We start from the raw sequence: 15,249 nt of genomic DNA on the forward strand, positions 1-15,249 counted from the left end.
GATCAATCCGGCAGGGGAGTGAGCAGCATCCGGCTCGCCAGACCGACGGCCGCGTCGAGGCGGCGGGCGAACCCGTCGGCGAGGTCGGGCAGTGCGCGCAGGGCCCACAGGGCGCGAGCCGCCGACCACGCTCCGTCCCGTGCCTGCTCCAGGCTCCACGAGCCGATCAGATGGGTGAGCGGATCGGCGATCTGGAGGACGTCCGGGCCCGGCATCAGATCTTCGCGGATACGCTCCTCCAGCGTACTGAGGATGTCGCCCACGTGGTCGAACTCGTCCTCCAGGTGGACGGGTTCGCAGTCGAGCGTACGACAGGCGTCTACTACGGCGAGCGCCAGATCGTGTCCGATGTGCGCATTGATGCCCGCGAGGGCGAACTGCAAGGGGCGTACGCCGGGATGGCGCCGGAGCTGGAACAGCGGACGCCAGCAGGCGGGCGGACGGCGCTCTTCGGCCACCGCCTCGACGGCGGCGAGGTAGCGCTCGGCGAACCGTACATCCAGCGTGATTGCCGCCTGAGCGTCGGGGAATTGGCCGGCGTCCACGTGCCGGTCGACCTCCTCCGTGACGGTGAGGTAGACGCGGTTGAAGACCGCGACGCCGTCCCGCTCGGGCCAAGTCGCGTCCAGCGTGCGCAGACGAGATACGACCTTGTCCACGGGTGTCGCGAAATGTTCCAACTGGACCATGGATGCAGCGTCCCACCCTTAGGGTGACTAAAGGTCCGACGGGCCGAACGCTTCCCCAGAACGGGGGAACGTGCTCGATCGGGATGAGGGGTGAGCACCGCGTGTCAGGCAAACGTGCCCGGCGCCTTGCCGAACGCAAGGTCGAGCGCAGGCGCGCCGCCCGGCGTGGCGCCATGGTGTCGGTGGCCTCCGCCGTGGTCGCGGTCGGCACCGCGACGGGGATGATGTCCGCACTCGATGACCGAGGCGGCAGCGACGAGGCCCGCCCGGAGGTGACCAACTCCCCGTTCCTGGAGCCCGGTCCGGCCGTGCCGACCTCCTCGCCCACGAAGACGTCCGCCGCACCGTCCCCCTCGCCGTCCAAGACCTCGGCCAAGCCGAGTCCCAAGCCGTCGAAGGCCCCGAAGCCCGAGGCGACGCAGCCGAAGTCCGTCGAGACGTCCACGCGGCTGTACCGCCACCCCGATTCCCAGGTGCTCGACTGGGTCGCCGCGAACCGCGACGACCCGCGCCGCGCGCTCATAGAGTCCCGGATAGCGGACCGTCCGGCGGCGGTGTGGTTCGCGGATTTCACTCCGTCGACCATCACTGCGCGGGTCCGCGCGGTCACGTCGAGCGCAGCCGCCAAGGGGAGCGTCCCGGTCGTGGTGCCGTACGCGATTCCGCAGCGCGACTGCGGCGGGCCCTCCCAGGGCGGGGCGGGCAACCTCGGCGAGTACGACGCGTGGATCGACAAGTTCGCTGCGGGCCTCGGCTCCGGGGAGGTCGTCGTGATCCTGGAACCCGACGCCATCGCCCTGTCCGACTGCCTCTCGCAAGGTGAACGGGGCGCCCGCTTCGCCTCGTTGGCCCGCGCCGGCCGCGTCCTCAAGGCCGCGAACCCGAACGCCCGGGTGTACTACGACGCGGGCCACTCCAGCTGGCGCCCCGCCTCGACGATGGCCGGGCTGCTGCGCCAGGCGGGCGCGGCCTCGGCCGCCGGTTCGGACGGCATCTTCAGCAACGTCTCCAACTTCAACGGTACGAGCGGCGAGATCGCGTACGTCCGGCAGACCCTCGACGCGCTCGGCGGCCCCGCGAGCCTCGGCGCCGTCATCGACACCAGCCGCAACGGGAACGGCGCCCCGCCCGCCGGCGAGTGGTGCGATCCGGCAGGCCGCAAGCTGGGCCAGGCACCGACGCTGAGCACCGGCGAGGCCCGGATCGACGGCTACCTGTGGATCAAGCTGCCGGGCGAGTCCGACGGCTGCCTGGCCGCGCCGGGGACGTTCACGCCGGACTACGCCTACGACTTGGTGCGCTGAACCGGCTCCTGTGAAGCGAGTGCACCGCCGGTCTGCCGGCCGCCGGTGCGCAGGACGCCTGCGAACGCGGCGAGCCCGAAGGTCAGGGCCGTCACCAGGCCGAACGACACCACCAGGCTCGACGCGTCCGCGATCGTGCCGATGGCGGAGGGGGCGATCAGGCCCGAGGTGTACGTGATGGTGGCGACGCCCGCGATGGCCTGGGCGGGGTTGGGGCCGCTGCGTCCGGCCGCCGCGAAGCAGAGCGGTACGACGACGGCGATGCCGAGGCCGAGCAGCGCGAAGCCGCTCATCGCAACCACCGCGTTCGGGGCCACCACGACGAGCAGCCCGCCGAGGGTCGCGAGGACGCCGCCGACGCGTACGGTGCGGACCGGGCCGAAGCGGTCGATCACCCTGTCGCCCGCGAGGCGCGCGATCGCCATGGTGAGCGTGAAGCCGGTCGTGGACGCCGCCGCCACCCCGGCCGAACTGTCGAGCACGTCCCGCAGATAGACCGCCGACCAGTCCAGGCTCGCCCCCTCCGCGAACACCGCGCAGAACCCGACCGCGCCGATGAGCAGCGCGGACCTGGGTGGAAGCGCGAACCGCGGCGGCGCCTCCTCGTCCTCCGTGGGCCGCAGATCCAGTACGCCCTGACAGGCGGCCACACCGATCAGCGTGAGCGCCACGGCCGCCAGCGCGTGATGGAGGCGGGCGTCCGAGCCCAGGTGGGCGGCGAGTGTGCCGGCCGCCGAACCGATCAGGGCGCCCGCGCTCCACATGCCGTGCAGCCCCGACATGATCGACTTGTCGAGACGGGTCTCCACCTCGACGCCCAGCGCGTTCATCGCCACGTCGGACATGCCCGCGGTGGCGCCGTACACGAAGAGGGCCACGCACAAGGTGAGCAGGTTCGGCGCGAGTGAGGGAAGCACCAGGGCCAGCGTCCACAGCGCGAGCAGTCCGCGCAGGGCCGCACGGGCACCGAAGCGGTGACTGATGCCGCTGGCCAGCGGCATCGCCACGGAGGCGCCGATCGCGGGGAACGCGAGCGCCACGCCGAGCTGGCCCGCGCTCACCGAGGCGTGGTCCTGGATCCACGGAACGCGGGTCGCGAACGAGCCCGTCACGGCGCCGTGCACGGCGAAGACCGTCGCCACGGCGTACCGGGCGCGCCTCAACTCGCGTTTGTCGTAGACCACTTCACTCACGTCTCCGGGCCCTCCCTCGCGCCTGTCCGCTCTGCCGATCCGCCGACGTAAACTATCAGGGTCCCTGCCTGATAGATAGCGGATATTGGGCCTTGGTCGCCTTGCCCCTCCAATCTGGAAGGATCCCGGCATGCCCGCATCTCCGAGTACCGCCCGGGCCATCAACGACCGGCTCGCCCTGCGGCTGCTGCAGCAGGAAGGCCCTTTGACGGCAGGGCAGTTGAAGCAGCTCACCGGACTGTCCCGGCCCACGGTCGCCGACCTGGTGGAGCGCCTCACGGCCGCCGGGCTGATCGCGGTCGTCGGGGAGGCGGGGGAGCAGCGCCGTGGCCCGAACGCCCGGCTGTACGGGATCGTCGCCGACCTCGCGCATCTGGCCGCGCTGGACGTCCGCACCGAGGGCGTGTCCGTGGTCGTCACGGATCTGCTGGGCTCGGTGCTGGCCGAGGCGTCGGTGCCGATCGGGGACGAGACGGGCACCGGGTCCGCCGTCGAGCAGGCGGTCACCCTGGTCGAGCGTACGGCCAAAGAGGCCGGGGCCGACCGGCTGTACACGGTGGGGGTCGGCGCGCCCGGCCTGATCGACCCCGCCACCGGCGAACTCCGTGACTCCTCCGGCCTGCCCGAGTGGCACCGGCGCCTCGTCGCCGCGCTCGACGACCGGTTCGCGGCCCGCGTCCTCGTCGAGAACGAGACGAACCTCGCGGCCCTGGCGGAGCAGCGGGCCGGCTCCGCCCGCGACCGGGACACCTTCGTCCTCCTCTGGCTCGGCCACGGCATCGGCGCCGCCGTGGTCCTCGACGGCAGCCTGCGCCGGGGCGCCTCCGGCGGAACCGGCGAGATCGGCTTCCTCCCGGTCCCGGGAACCGCGGGGCTGCCGTCGGCGACGGCCTGCGACGGCGGCTTCCACTCACTGGCGGGGGCGGCGGCGATCGTCGAACTCGCCGAGCAGCATGGGGTGGTGGCGCCCCCGTCACCTCAGGAGCCGCATGCGGCGGCCCTGGTCCGGGCGGCGGCGAGTGGTGTGCCGGCGAGTGGCGCGGCGGACCACTTCCTCGATGCGCTCGCCGATCGTGTGGCCATTGGGGCCGCGTCCGTGATCGCCGTGCTGGACCCCGGGTGTGTGGTGCTCGCGGGGGAGATCGGTCAGGCCGGCGGCGAGGCTCTGGCAGGTCGCGTCCAGGAACGGCTGACCCGGTTGTCGCCGCTGCCCACCGAGGTGCGGGCCAGTTCGCTGGGGGGCGGGGCGGTGCTTCGGGGGGCGTTGCTGATGGCGCGGGAGGGGGCGCAGGACGAGCTGTTCGCGCCGTAACGCTTCGCTGAAGGACGTACGGGGCCGCTACCGCCCGCCCCCGAACCGAGCCGCCAGATACTCCTCGAACGTACGTTTCCCCACGGCCCGTTCCGGAGTCAGATGGCCACCCGCGCGGAAGGCGCGGTACGCCTTGCCGAACAGTGGGACGTTCACGATCGGACGTCGGCGACCCGTCGCCTTCAGGTAGGCGCGTGCCAGGTCCGGGAACGTACGGACCTCGGGGCCGCCCATGTCGTCGACGCGCCCGGCGGGTTCGCCCGTGGCGAGGCCGGCCAGACGGTCGGCGACCTCGGCCACGTCGACGGGCTGGTCGCCGACCCCGGCCGGCAGGAACAGGACCGGCAGCTTGGAGAGGGTCCGGAGGAACATCGCGACAAGGTCGTGGAACTGGGTCGCGCGCAGGATCGTCCAGCCGAGCCCCGACGCCTCGATCTGCTTCTCCACGGCCAGTTTGGCTTTGTAGTAGCCGAAAGGAACCCGGTCGATGCCGACGATCGAGATGTAGACGAGGTGCCGTACGCCCGCCCCCCGCGCCGCCGTGATCAGATGACGCGCCGCCTGCTCGTCGCCCCCGCGGGCCGTGGTCGCGCAGTGCACGATCGTGTCCACGCCCGCCACCGCCGCGTCAAGACCGCTGCCACCCTCGCGCAGATCGACGGCGTACGGCTGGGAGTGCCGGCTGAGCACTCGCACCTCGTGGCCGTTCGCGCGCAGCCGCTGGGCGACGAGTCGGCCGAGCGTACCCGTACCGCCGGTCACCAGGATCGTGGTCATGCTGATCAGCTCCTCACTCATCCAGCGTGACCGTAGCCGGGCAGGAGACCCGGCGGCGGGGCAAGGGCCTCCGTCACCGCCGCCGGGTCGCTCTTGGGGGCGGATCGGTGAACGCAGACCCTAAGAGGAGTGAACCAGTGCGTCAATAGGTATGGACCAATCGCAAGGGGCCGCGCCCGTACGGAAGTTGGACCGTCATGAGTGTCCCGTGAAGTCCATCGAGATGCGCTGTGAGCCACCCCACAGGCATCGGGTCCATAGGCATCGATCAGGCGTGGCACACTGGCTCTGTACCAGAAGCAGCGCACTCCGGGGTCGGTGAAACTCCGAACCGGCGGTTAAAGTCCGCGACCCGGTCGCTTCCAGCGGCCGGTTGACCAGGTGAAATTCCTGGACCGACGGTTAAAGTCCGGATGGGAGGCAGTGCGCGGCGGGCGGGCATTCGTGCGCGCCGCCGTCTGTTTCGACGTGTCCCAGGGACACGTCTCATTCGGCGTCGTTCCCGGTGTCGTCGTCCGTTCATATCTGTCGTCATCGACAGGCCCCGGAGTCCGTGCCCGAAGAGGCAGGAGGACCCGGGAAGTGTTCACCGGAATCGTCGAAGAGCTGGGCGAGGTCACGGCCGTCGAGAATCTTGACGACGCCTCCCGCTTCCGGCTGCGTGGACCCGTTGTCACCGAAGGCGCGCGCCATGGCGACTCCATCGCCGTCAACGGCGTCTGTCTCACGGTCGTCGACCACGAAGGCGACGAGTTCACCGCCGACGTGATGGCCGAGACCCTGAACCGCTCCAGCCTCGGCGTCCTCACCGTCGGCTCCCGCGTCAACCTCGAACGCCCGATGGCCGTCGGCGAACGCCTCGGTGGGCACATCGTGCAGGGCCATGTGGACGGCACGGGCGAGATCATCGAGCGTAAGCCGTCCGACAACTGGGAGATCGTGAAGATCTCGCTCCCCGAGGACCTCAGGCGCTATGTCGTCGAGAAGGGCTCCATCACCGTCGACGGCATCAGCCTGACCGTCGTCGACGCGGGCCCCGACTACTTCACCATCAGCCTCATCCCCACGACCCTCGCTCTCACCACGCTGGGCCGCAAGCAGCCCGGCGACCCGGTCAACCTCGAGGTCGACGTCATCGCCAAGTACGTCGAGCGGCTGCTCGGCAGCCAGGGGGCCGGGCGGTGAACTGGCTGAACTCCGAGGCCTTCACGGTCTTCGGACAGCACATCAAGTGGGCGGACATGATGGGCAACACCATCGGTCTGATCGCCCTCGCCCTCGGCTGGCGACGCTCCCTGTGGACCTGGCCCGCCCAGTTCCTCTCCGGCGTCATCCTCCTCACGGCCTTCGCGACCGCCCACCTCTCCGGCAGCGCCGGCAAGCAAGTGGTCGTCATGGCCGTCGCCGTCTGGGGCTTCTGGCAGTGGAACCGCGGCAAGCGGAAGGCGCAGGACGGCTCCGTCACCGTACGGTTCGCCACCTGGCGCGAGCGCGCCTACCTGGTCGGCGCCGCCGCACTCGGCACCCTCGCGGTCGGCGGACTGTTCACCGCCTACCCGACCCTCTCGTGGGACCCCTGGCCGGACGCGTACATCTTCGTCGGCACGATCGTCGCCATGTACGCCCAGGCGCGCGGCATGGTCGAGTTCTGGTTCGCCTGGCTGCTGGTCGACCTCGTGGGCGTGCCGCTCAACTTCGCCAACGGCTTCGCCTTCTCCGGCTTCGTCTACATCATCTACGGCGCACTCGTCCTGTGGGGCATGCGCGACTGGTGGCTGCGCTCGCGGCAGAGCGCGCAGCCCGTCCTGGAAGGAGCCCCCGCATGACTGCGGCACCCATCCTGTACAGCACCGAAGGCTTCGAGGACCTCACCCTCGACCCCATCGAGCAGGCCATCGCCGACATCGCGGCGGGCCGCCCGGTCGTGGTCGTCGACGACGAGGACCGGGAGAACGAGGGCGACCTCGTCATCGCCGCCGAGAAGGCGACCCCCGAGATCATCGCCTTCATGATGAGCGAGTGCCGCGGCCTGATCTGCGCCCCGATGGAGGGCGACGAACTGGACCGGCTGCGGCTCCCGCAGATGGTCGACGACAACACCGAGTCGATGAAGACCGCGTTCACCGTCTCCGTGGACGCCTCCGCCGCACACGGTGTGACCACCGGGATCTCCGCCTCCGACCGGGCCACCACGCTTCAACTCCTGGCAAGCGGTGCGGCCGAGCCGACGGACCTGGTCCGCCCCGGCCACATCTTCCCGCTGCGCGCCAAGTCCGGCGGCGTGCTCGTCCGCGACGGCCACACCGAAGCCGCCGTCGACCTCGCCCGGCTCGCTGGGCTGCGCCCGGCCGGCGCCATCGTCGAGATCGCCGGCGAGGACGGTCAGATGCTGCGCCTGCCCGAGCTCGTCCCCTTCGCCCGCAAGCACGGCCTGACGATCATCTCCATCGAGGACCTCATCGCCTACCGCCGCACCTCCGAGCCCACCGTCCGCCGCGAAGCCCAGACCCAGCTGCCCACCGCCTACGGTGAGTTCACGGCATACGGCTACCGCTCCACCGTCGACGGCGTCGAGCACGTCGCCCTCGTCCACGGCGAGCTCGGCGACGGCGAGGACGTCCTCGTCCGCGTCCACTCCGAGTGCCTCACCGGCGACATCTTCCACTCGCTGCGCTGCGACTGCGGCCCCCAGCTGGAGGCCTCCCTGGAGCGCATCCACGCCGAGGGCAGGGGAGTGTTGGTCTACCTGCGCGGGCACGAGGGGCGCGGCATCGGGCTGCTGTCCAAGCTGCGCGCGTACGAGCTCCAGGAACGCGGTCGCGACACCCTCGACGCCAACCTGGAGCTGGGCCTGCCCGCCGACGCCCGGGACTACGGCGCGGGCGCGCAGATCCTCGAGGATCTCGGCGTACGCAGCCTGCGGCTGATGACCAACAACCCCGACAAGACCGACGCGCTCGTCCGCCACGGCCTCAAGGTCACCGACCGCGAGCCGATGCCCGTGAAGGCGGGCGAGCACAACCTCCGCTACCTGCGCACCAAGCGGGACCGGATGGGGCACGACCTGCCCTGGCTGGACACGACCACCGTGTCCCCCTGCGGCAACCAGTAAGAGCACGAAAAGAACGCTGAGGAGACACGTGAGCGGCAAGGGTGCACCTGAACTGTCCGTACGCAACTGCGGCGACCTGCGCGTCGCGGTGATCGCGGCACAGTGGCACGAAAAGGTGATGGAGGGCCTCGTCGACGGCGCCTTGCGCGCGCTGCGCGAGTTGGGAATCGACGAGCCGACCGTGCTGCGCGTCCCCGGCAGCTTCGAGCTCCCGGTCGTCGCGAAGGTCCTGGCGGGCCGCGGCTACGACGCGATCGTCGCCCTCGGCGTCGTCATCCGCGGCGGCACCCCCCACTTCGACTACGTGTGCCAGGGCGTCACGCATGGCCTCACCCAGGTCTCCGTGGACACCGGCGTCCCCGTCGGCTTCGGCGTGCTGACCTGCGACACCGAGGAACAGGCCCTCGACCGCGCGGGCATCGCGGGCTCCAGCGAGGACAAGGGACACGAGGCGGTGACGGCCGCCGTCGCGACCGCGGCCACACTGCGCTCGGTATCCGAACCCTGGCGCTGAGGAACGGGCGGCTGCGCGTAAAGTGGGCGCCACCATGTCCAAGAAGACGTTTGAGGAGCTCTTCACCGAGCTCCAGCAAAAGGCCGCCAACGGCGACCCCGCCACCTCCCGCACCGCCGAGCTGGTCGGCAAGGGCGTCCATGCCATCGGCAAGAAGGTCGTCGAAGAGGCCGCCGAGGTCTGGATGGCCGCCGAGTACGAGGGCAAGGAAGCAGCCGCCGAGGAGATCTCGCAGCTGCTCTACCACGTCCAGGTGATGATGGTCGCCCGCGGCATCTCCCTGGACGACGTGTACGCCCACCTCTGAGCCGTCACGCCGTAAAGACGCAACCCCAACTCCCGCACCGTACGCACGAACAAAGGAAGCCGACCTCATGCTGCGCATCGCCGTCCCCAACAAGGGTTCCCTGTCAGGCCCTGCGGCGGAGATGCTGCATGAGGCCGGCTACCAGCAGCGCCGGGAGTCCAAGGAACTGAGGATCGTCGACCCGGAGAACGACGTCGAGTTCTTCTATCTCCGCCCCCGCGACATCGCGATCTACGTCTCCTCCGGACAGCTCGACATCGGCATCACCGGCCGCGACCTGCTCATCGACTCCGGCGCCGACGCCGAGGAGATCCTGCCGCTCGGCTTCGCCCGCTCCACGTTCCGCTACGCCACCAAGCCCGGCACGGCCAACGGCGTCACGGACCTGAACGGCATGACGGTCGCCACCTCGTACGAGGGCATCGTCGCGAAGCACCTCGCCGACCACGGCATCGACGCCTCCGTCGTCCACCTCGACGGCGCCGTCGAGACCGCGATCGAGCTGGGCGTCGCCGAGGTCATCGCGGACGTCGTCGAGACCGGCACCTCGCTGCGCAACGCGGGTCTCGCGGTCATCGGCGAGCCCATCATGAAGTCCGAGGCCGTCGTCATCCGCCGTACGGGGACGGACGGCGAGGAGCCGAAGGTGCAGCAGTTCCTGCGCCGCCTTCAGGGCGTCCTGGTGGCGCGGACGTACGTGATGATGGACTACGACTGCCGCGTCGAGGAGCTGGAGAAGGCCGTGGCCCTCACGCCGGGTCTGGAGTCACCGACGGTCTCGCCGCTGCACAACGAGGGCTGGGTCGCCGTCCGGGCGATGGTTCCGGCCAAGGAAGCCCAGCGGATCATGGACGACCTGTACGACATCGGCGCCCGGGCCATCCTGACCACGGCCATCCACGCCTGTCGTCTCTGACCGGGATCCGGAGCACGCCCATGTCGGATCTGCCCGCTCTGCCCGTCACCTTCAGGCCGGGACGCACCCGTGCCGTCCTGCTGACCGCCGGTTCCGCGATCTTCGTGGTCATCACGACGGTGGCGATGCTGCTGGAGAAGCTCAGCGCGGGGGAGCGCCTCAGCTTCGTCTTCACCGGGGCACTGCTCTTCGGGGTGCTCGTCCTGCTCTCGCGGCCGAAAGTCGTCGCCGACGAGTCCGGGGTCACAGTCGTCAACATCGCCAGCCGACGGCACCTTGCCTGGGCGGAGATTCTGCAGGTCAACCTGCGTCCCGGCGACCCGTGGGTGTTCCTGAACCTCAGCGACGGCACCAGCCTGCCCGCGCTCGGCATCCAGCCGGGGATCGCGAAGCAGCAGGCGATCAGGGACGCCCGTACGCTGCGGGCGCTGGCCGAGGCCCGCGCGATCGGCGATGCCGACGGACGGCACGAAGGACCGGGCGACGGCCGGTCCGGCGAATATCACGGCTGATCGCAGGAATTCACCCTGCCGCTTTCGCCGGTGTCTTGATTAATCTGGTGCCGGAGGCGTTTTCCTTGCGCCTCCGCCCCTGATGTTCCGCCCCGGAAGTCAGGGGCTCCTGCTACTCGAGGAGTGACTCCCTCCAGCGATGGACGGATCGTCCTGTAGTACCTGCGCCGCCCCCTCCCGGCATATCGAGGCGGCGGCATGACCATCCCCCTGCTGCTCCTCGGGGCGGCGTTCCTCCTGATTCTCGCCAACGGCTTCTTCGTGGCGGCCGAGTTCGGCCTCGTCACGGTGGAGCGCCCCGACGCCGAGAAGGCCGCGGCCGAGGGCGACCGAAGGGCCCACCGGGTCGTCGAGTCGCTCAAGGAGCTGTCCTTCCAGCTCTCCGGCACCCAGCTCGGCATCACCATCACCTCGCTCGTCGTCGGCATGCTCGCCGAACCGGCGCTCGCCGAGTTGCTGCACGGCCCGTTCACCTCGATCGGCATCCCTGAGGGCGCCGTACCCGGTGTCTCCGTGATCGTCGGCATGCTGCTGGCCTCGGCCGTGCAGATGGTGATCGGCGAGCTCGTGCCCAAGAACTGGGCGGTGTCCAGGCCGATGCAGGTCGCGCGCTTCGTCGCGGGACCTCAGCACCTGTTCGCCCGCTTGTTCAGGCCGGTGATCGCCGGCCTGAACTCCGTCGCCAACCGGCTCGTCCGTGTCTTCGGCGTCGAGCCGGCCGCGGAACTGGCCTCTGCCCGCACGCCCGGCGAACTCGTCTCCCTGGCCCGGCACTCCGCCCGGGCCGGCACCCTGGAACAGGACACCGCCGACCTCTTCGTCCGCACCCTTTCGCTGGCGGACCTCACCGCGCAGCACGTCATGACACCGCGCGTGAAGGTCAGCACCCTGCAGTCCTCCGCGACCGCCGAGGACGTCGTCAACCTCACCCGTGCCACCGGCCTGTCCCGCTTCCCCGTCTACCGGGAGCGCATCGACGAAATCGTCGGCATGGTGCACCTCAAGGACGCCCTCGCGGTGCCCGCGCACGAACGGCTGCGCACGCCCGTCGGCCACATCGCGCAGCCTCCGCTGCTCGTCCCGGAGACGCTGCCGGTCAAGCCCCTCCTGGAGCGGCTGCGCAGCGAGCAGCCCATCGCGGTCGTCGTCGACGAATACGGCGGCACGGCCGGTGTCGTCACCCTGGAGGACATCGTCGAGGAACTCGTCGGCGAGGTCCGCGACGAGCACGACGGACACGACCTGCCCGAACTCGCCGTGGCCCCGTCCGAGGACGGCCGCCCCGCCTGGGACGCCGACGGCAGTTGCCGCGTCGATGTCCTCCAGCGCATCGGCCTCGAGGTGCCCGAAGGCCCGTACGAGACCGTCGCCGGCCTCGTCGCCGATCTGCTCGGCCGGATCCCGGCACCCGGTGACAAGGCCGAGCTCCCCGGCTGGCGCCTGTCGGTGCGGCAGGTTGGGCACTACCGGGCCGAGCGGGTACGTCTGGTCAAGGCCGCGGACGCCATGGTGGAGGCCGTCCGATGAGTCTGCTCCAACTCCTGTTCGCCGCCCTGCTCGTACTCGCCAACGGATTCTTCGTCGGCGCCGAGTTCGCGCTCGTCTCCGTACGCCGCAGCCAGATCGAACCGCTCGGCACCGCACGCGCCCGGCAGGTCATGTACGGCCTGGAGAACCTGCCGCAGATGATGGCCGCCGCACAGTTCGGCATCACCGTCTGCTCGTTGACGCTGGGCGCCGTCGCCGAGCCCACCGTGGCCCGCCTTCTGGAGCCCGTCTTCCACGCGGTGCACCTGCCCGAGGGCGTGATCCATCCCCTCGGGTACGTCATCGCCCTCGCCGCGGTCGTGTTCCTCCACCTCGTCGTCGGCGAGATGCTGCCGAAGAACCTGGCGATGGCCGCGCCGGAGAAGACCGCGCTGTGGCTCAGCCCCGGCCTGGTCGCCTTCGCCCGGCTGTGCAAGCCGGTCACCGCGGGCCTCGGCGCCTGCTCCCGCGTGATCCTCAAGCTCTTCCGTGTCGAGCCGAAGGACGAGGTCGAGGCGGTCTTCACCAGCGAGCAGCTCAACCGCCTGGTGGAGGACGCGGGCCAGGCCGGGTTCCTCGACCCCGAGGAGCAGGAGCGCCTGGAGGACGCCCTGGAGCTGGGCTCCCGCCCGGTCACGGATGTGCTTCTGGACCGCGAGTCACTGGTGACGGTCGGCCCCTCGGTCACCCCGGGCCAGGTCGTCGCGCTCACCGCCCGCACCGGCTACTCCCGTTTCCCGGTGTGCGCGGAGAGCGGCGCCTTCATGGGCTATCTGCACGTGAAGGACGTACTCGACCTGGAGGAGTCCGAGCGGGCCGTGCCGCAGCAGATCTGGCGCCCCATGACGACCCTGCGTTCCGAGCTCCCGCTGGACGACGCCCTGAGTGTGATGCGCCGCGCCGCGACGCACCTCGCCCAGGTCGCCGACGCCTCGGGCCGCGTACTCGGCCTGGTCGCTCTGGAGGACGTACTGGAACTCCTGGTCGGCGAGGTACGCGACCCGGCACACCGGGCCGCTCCGGGCACCCAGCAGGCTCAGCAGGTGACGACGCTGGCGGAGCCCGTCCCGAGCGGTGCCCCGGAGGAGGCACTGGCCGGCTGAGGGGCAAGAGGGTCGGGCGCGAAATTGGGACACTTGAACGTGCAAGTGTCCCAATTTCGCGCCCCAGGCATGCCTCCGAGGCCGCCACTCACAGCGCCGACGGATCCTGAGGCCCCCGGCCCGACAGGACCTCGCCGTACGCCTGCATCAGATCCGGCAGGCGCAGGGTGGACAGGTCGTCGCGGGTCAGCTCCCCGGTGTAGCCGGACAGCCGCAGATCGCGGTAGGCGCAGCTCTTCTCGTACAGAGTGCGCAGGAAGCGGCCGTTGCCGAGCTCGTCGATCCAGCCCTGGTCGACGACATGACCGCTGATGGAGCGCAGCTCGTCGAGCGCCTCCTCGTCCCATGCGTCGCCGTTCTCGGTGGCCAGCACCTCGCCGATCGAGGTGAGTTCGAGGGGACGGTACGAGGGGAAGTCGACGCGGGTCGTGAAGCGGGACGAAAGTCCTGGGTTGGCGGCGAGCAGGCGGTCCATGCCCTCGGGGTAGCCGGCGAGGATCACCACGAGATGGTCCCGGTTGTCCTCGGCGCGCTTGAGCAGCACCTGAAGCGCCTCGTCGCCGTATGCGTCGCCCTTGCCATAGCCGGAGTTGGACAGCGAGTAGGCCTCGTCGACGAAGAGGACGCCGCCGATCGCGGAGTCGATCAGTTCGTTGGCCTTCACGGCGGTCTGGCCGAGATACTCGCCCACCAGGTCGGCGCGCTGGGCCTCCACGAGGTGGTCGCCACCGAGCAGCCCGAGCGCGTAGAAGACCCGGCCCAGGATGCGGGCCACCGTCGTCTTGCCGGTGCCGGAGGGCCCGGAGAAGACGAAGTGCCGCTTCGGCGGCTGCACGGGCAGGCCCTGGCAGGCGCGCAGCCGGGCCATGTTCAACTGCGCGGACAGTGCCTTCACCTGCCGCTTCACCGGCTCCAGGCCGACCATCCGCTCCAGCTCGGCGAGCGCCTCCTCGAGCAGCGCGGGGTCGGTGGGTCCGGTCGGCAGCTGCGCAGGCCGGATCGGCACTATGGCCTTCTCGCGAACCGTGTCGGCATCCGGCGGCAGCCCGCCCGACGGAGGCAGATCGGGCTCCGAGAGCTTGAGGTCCCGGCCCTCCGGGCCGAACAGCGTGTCCACGCCGTCCGGTCCCTCGATCATGTCCTGGACGCCGGTGAGCGTGATCGCCGCGAGATCCGCCACGTCGTCGTACCCGTCGCCCTCGGCGATCGCCGCGAGCCGCGCCGAGGTGTCCATGAAGGCGGGGTCGACCCGGTGCACCGCCCGGTACAGCGGCAGCGCAGCCGCGGACCGTCCCGTTCCCTCGTGTGCCCGCGCCAGCCAGTACCGCAGCTCCTTGCGCTGCGGCTGCTCGCTGCGACAGCGCATGAGCGCGGCCGACAGCAGCGGCTCGGCCTGCCCGTACATCTCCAGGCGTACGCGCGCCATGCCGCCGAAGAGCCCGGCCTCGATGCCCAGCATCGGATCGTCGATCAGCGGATCGGTGTGCCGGACCAGCTGCTCCCAGTCCTTGACGAGGTAGGCCCGGCAGGCGTGCAGAAACCGCACCTGCCGGTCGGCGTCCACCGGCGGCAGTCCCGCGAGAGCCCGGTCCAGCTCCGGGACATGGCGTCCGTCGAGCCAGTGCGAGGCGTGCGCGAGCAGCAGATCGCGCGGGCTCTCAAGGACGGGCTGCACCCACCAGCCCAGCCAGTACCAGGAGTTGAGGGTGCGCCGGTGGCGGGCGCGCTGTTCCCCGAAGCGTTCCCGGTGCCGGAACATCCGCAGCAGCGCGGTGGTGGTGTCGATGCGCAGCGCGTGCAGCCCGAGCCAGCCGTCGGCCATCCCCGGATCCATCCGGACCGCGGCGCGGAACTCCTCCTCCGCCTGCGGATAGGCCCCCATCGTGTAGGCGTCCACACCTCGCAGCCAGGCGAGGTCGGCCGGGGCCTCGGGGCCCTGCGTGCCGAAGTCCATCACGTCCCCCACATACCGTGCCCCCGTTG

General features: G+C 70.6%; 15 protein-coding genes and 1 riboswitch. Of the genes, 11 read left to right on the top strand and 4 right to left on the bottom strand.

Features of this window, described 5'->3' with window-relative positions; genetic code table 11:
• Positions 1–2: 2 nt before the first annotated feature.
• A complete protein-coding gene (locus ACGFNK_RS32175) occupies positions 3–689 on the bottom strand; it encodes a DUF5995 family protein (protein WP_393421510.1) in 687 nt (228 codons plus the stop codon).
• 173 nt (positions 690–862) lie between these two features.
• Here ACGFNK_RS32175 and ACGFNK_RS32180 point away from each other — a divergent pair, with 173 nt between their 5' ends.
• Entirely contained in the window at positions 863–1,993 is a 1,131-nt protein-coding gene (locus tag ACGFNK_RS32180; protein ID WP_393421620.1) for a glycoside hydrolase family 6 protein, read from the top strand.
• Here ACGFNK_RS32180 and ACGFNK_RS32185 read toward each other — a convergent pair.
• Positions 1,975–3,186, bottom strand: coding sequence for an MFS transporter (locus ACGFNK_RS32185; protein ID WP_393421512.1), 1,212 nt, complete (start codon positions 3,184–3,186; stop codon positions 1,975–1,977). The genes ACGFNK_RS32180 and ACGFNK_RS32185 overlap by 19 nt on opposite strands.
• Before the next feature lie 130 nt (positions 3,187–3,316).
• Between ACGFNK_RS32185 and ACGFNK_RS32190 the strand changes: the two genes are divergently transcribed.
• Complete coding sequence (locus ACGFNK_RS32190; RefSeq protein ID WP_393421514.1) at positions 3,317–4,498, top strand: ROK family transcriptional regulator; 1,182 nt, start codon at positions 3,317–3,319, stop codon at positions 4,496–4,498.
• 27 nt (positions 4,499–4,525) lie between these two features.
• On the opposite strand, the gene ACGFNK_RS32195 is transcribed toward ACGFNK_RS32190, so the two are convergent.
• Positions 4,526–5,275: an SDR family oxidoreductase gene (locus ACGFNK_RS32195; RefSeq protein ID WP_393421622.1), complete on the bottom strand. Its 750-nt coding sequence runs from the start codon at positions 5,273–5,275 to the stop codon at positions 4,526–4,528.
• Between the two features lie 300 nt (positions 5,276–5,575).
• Positions 5,576–5,706, top strand: a riboswitch (FMN riboswitch).
• A 151-nt stretch (positions 5,707–5,857) separates the two neighbouring features.
• On the opposite strand from ACGFNK_RS32195, the gene ACGFNK_RS32200 reads away from it, so the two are divergent.
• The 9 genes from ACGFNK_RS32200 (at position 5,858) to ACGFNK_RS32240 (ending at position 13,266) form a co-directional block, all read left to right on the top strand.
• Positions 5,858–6,460 (top strand): riboflavin synthase, encoded by a 603-nt coding sequence (locus tag ACGFNK_RS32200; RefSeq protein WP_393421516.1) that lies wholly within the window; start codon positions 5,858–5,860, stop codon positions 6,458–6,460.
• Positions 6,457–7,101: a nicotinamide riboside transporter PnuC gene (locus tag ACGFNK_RS32205; RefSeq protein WP_393421518.1), complete on the top strand. Its 645-nt coding sequence runs from the start codon at positions 6,457–6,459 to the stop codon at positions 7,099–7,101. Before ACGFNK_RS32200 ends, ACGFNK_RS32205 begins: the two co-directional genes overlap by 4 nt.
• Positions 7,098–8,387 carry a bifunctional 3,4-dihydroxy-2-butanone-4-phosphate synthase/GTP cyclohydrolase II gene (locus ACGFNK_RS32210; RefSeq protein WP_393421520.1) on the top strand — a complete coding sequence of 430 codons (1,290 nt, stop codon included), beginning with the start codon at positions 7,098–7,100 and terminating at the stop codon, positions 8,385–8,387. Before ACGFNK_RS32205 ends, ACGFNK_RS32210 begins: the two co-directional genes overlap by 4 nt.
• Positions 8,388–8,415: 28 nt before the next feature.
• A complete protein-coding gene (gene ribH, locus ACGFNK_RS32215) occupies positions 8,416–8,901 on the top strand; it encodes a 6,7-dimethyl-8-ribityllumazine synthase (RefSeq protein WP_393421522.1) in 486 nt (161 codons plus the stop codon).
• A gap of 34 nt (positions 8,902–8,935) precedes the next feature.
• Positions 8,936–9,208: a phosphoribosyl-ATP diphosphatase gene (locus ACGFNK_RS32220; RefSeq protein WP_020128904.1), complete on the top strand. Its 273-nt coding sequence runs from the start codon at positions 8,936–8,938 to the stop codon at positions 9,206–9,208.
• 67 nt (positions 9,209–9,275) lie between these two features.
• Complete coding sequence (gene hisG, locus ACGFNK_RS32225; protein ID WP_165343754.1) at positions 9,276–10,124, top strand: ATP phosphoribosyltransferase; 849 nt, start codon at positions 9,276–9,278, stop codon at positions 10,122–10,124.
• Between the two features lie 20 nt (positions 10,125–10,144).
• Positions 10,145–10,636, top strand: coding sequence for a PH domain-containing protein (locus ACGFNK_RS32230; protein ID WP_393421524.1), 492 nt, complete (start codon positions 10,145–10,147; stop codon positions 10,634–10,636).
• A gap of 198 nt (positions 10,637–10,834) precedes the next feature.
• Positions 10,835–12,163, top strand: coding sequence for a hemolysin family protein (locus ACGFNK_RS32235; RefSeq protein WP_393421526.1), 1,329 nt, complete (start codon positions 10,835–10,837; stop codon positions 12,161–12,163).
• Positions 12,160–13,266, top strand: coding sequence for a hemolysin family protein (locus tag ACGFNK_RS32240; protein WP_393421528.1), 1,107 nt, complete (start codon positions 12,160–12,162; stop codon positions 13,264–13,266). Before ACGFNK_RS32235 ends, ACGFNK_RS32240 begins: the two co-directional genes overlap by 4 nt.
• Before the next feature lie 88 nt (positions 13,267–13,354).
• Here ACGFNK_RS32240 and ACGFNK_RS32245 read toward each other — a convergent pair whose 3' ends face one another.
• The gene (locus ACGFNK_RS32245) at positions 13,355–15,220 is read right to left on the bottom strand and encodes an AAA family ATPase (protein WP_393421530.1); all 1,866 of its coding nucleotides are present in this window, start codon (positions 15,218–15,220) and stop codon (positions 13,355–13,357) included.
• Between the last annotated feature and the right edge of the window lie 29 nt (positions 15,221–15,249).

Source organism: Streptomyces sp. NPDC048825 (assembly GCF_043198355.1).
GTDB lineage: Bacteria > Actinomycetota > Actinomycetes > Streptomycetales > Streptomycetaceae > Streptomyces > Streptomyces xiangluensis.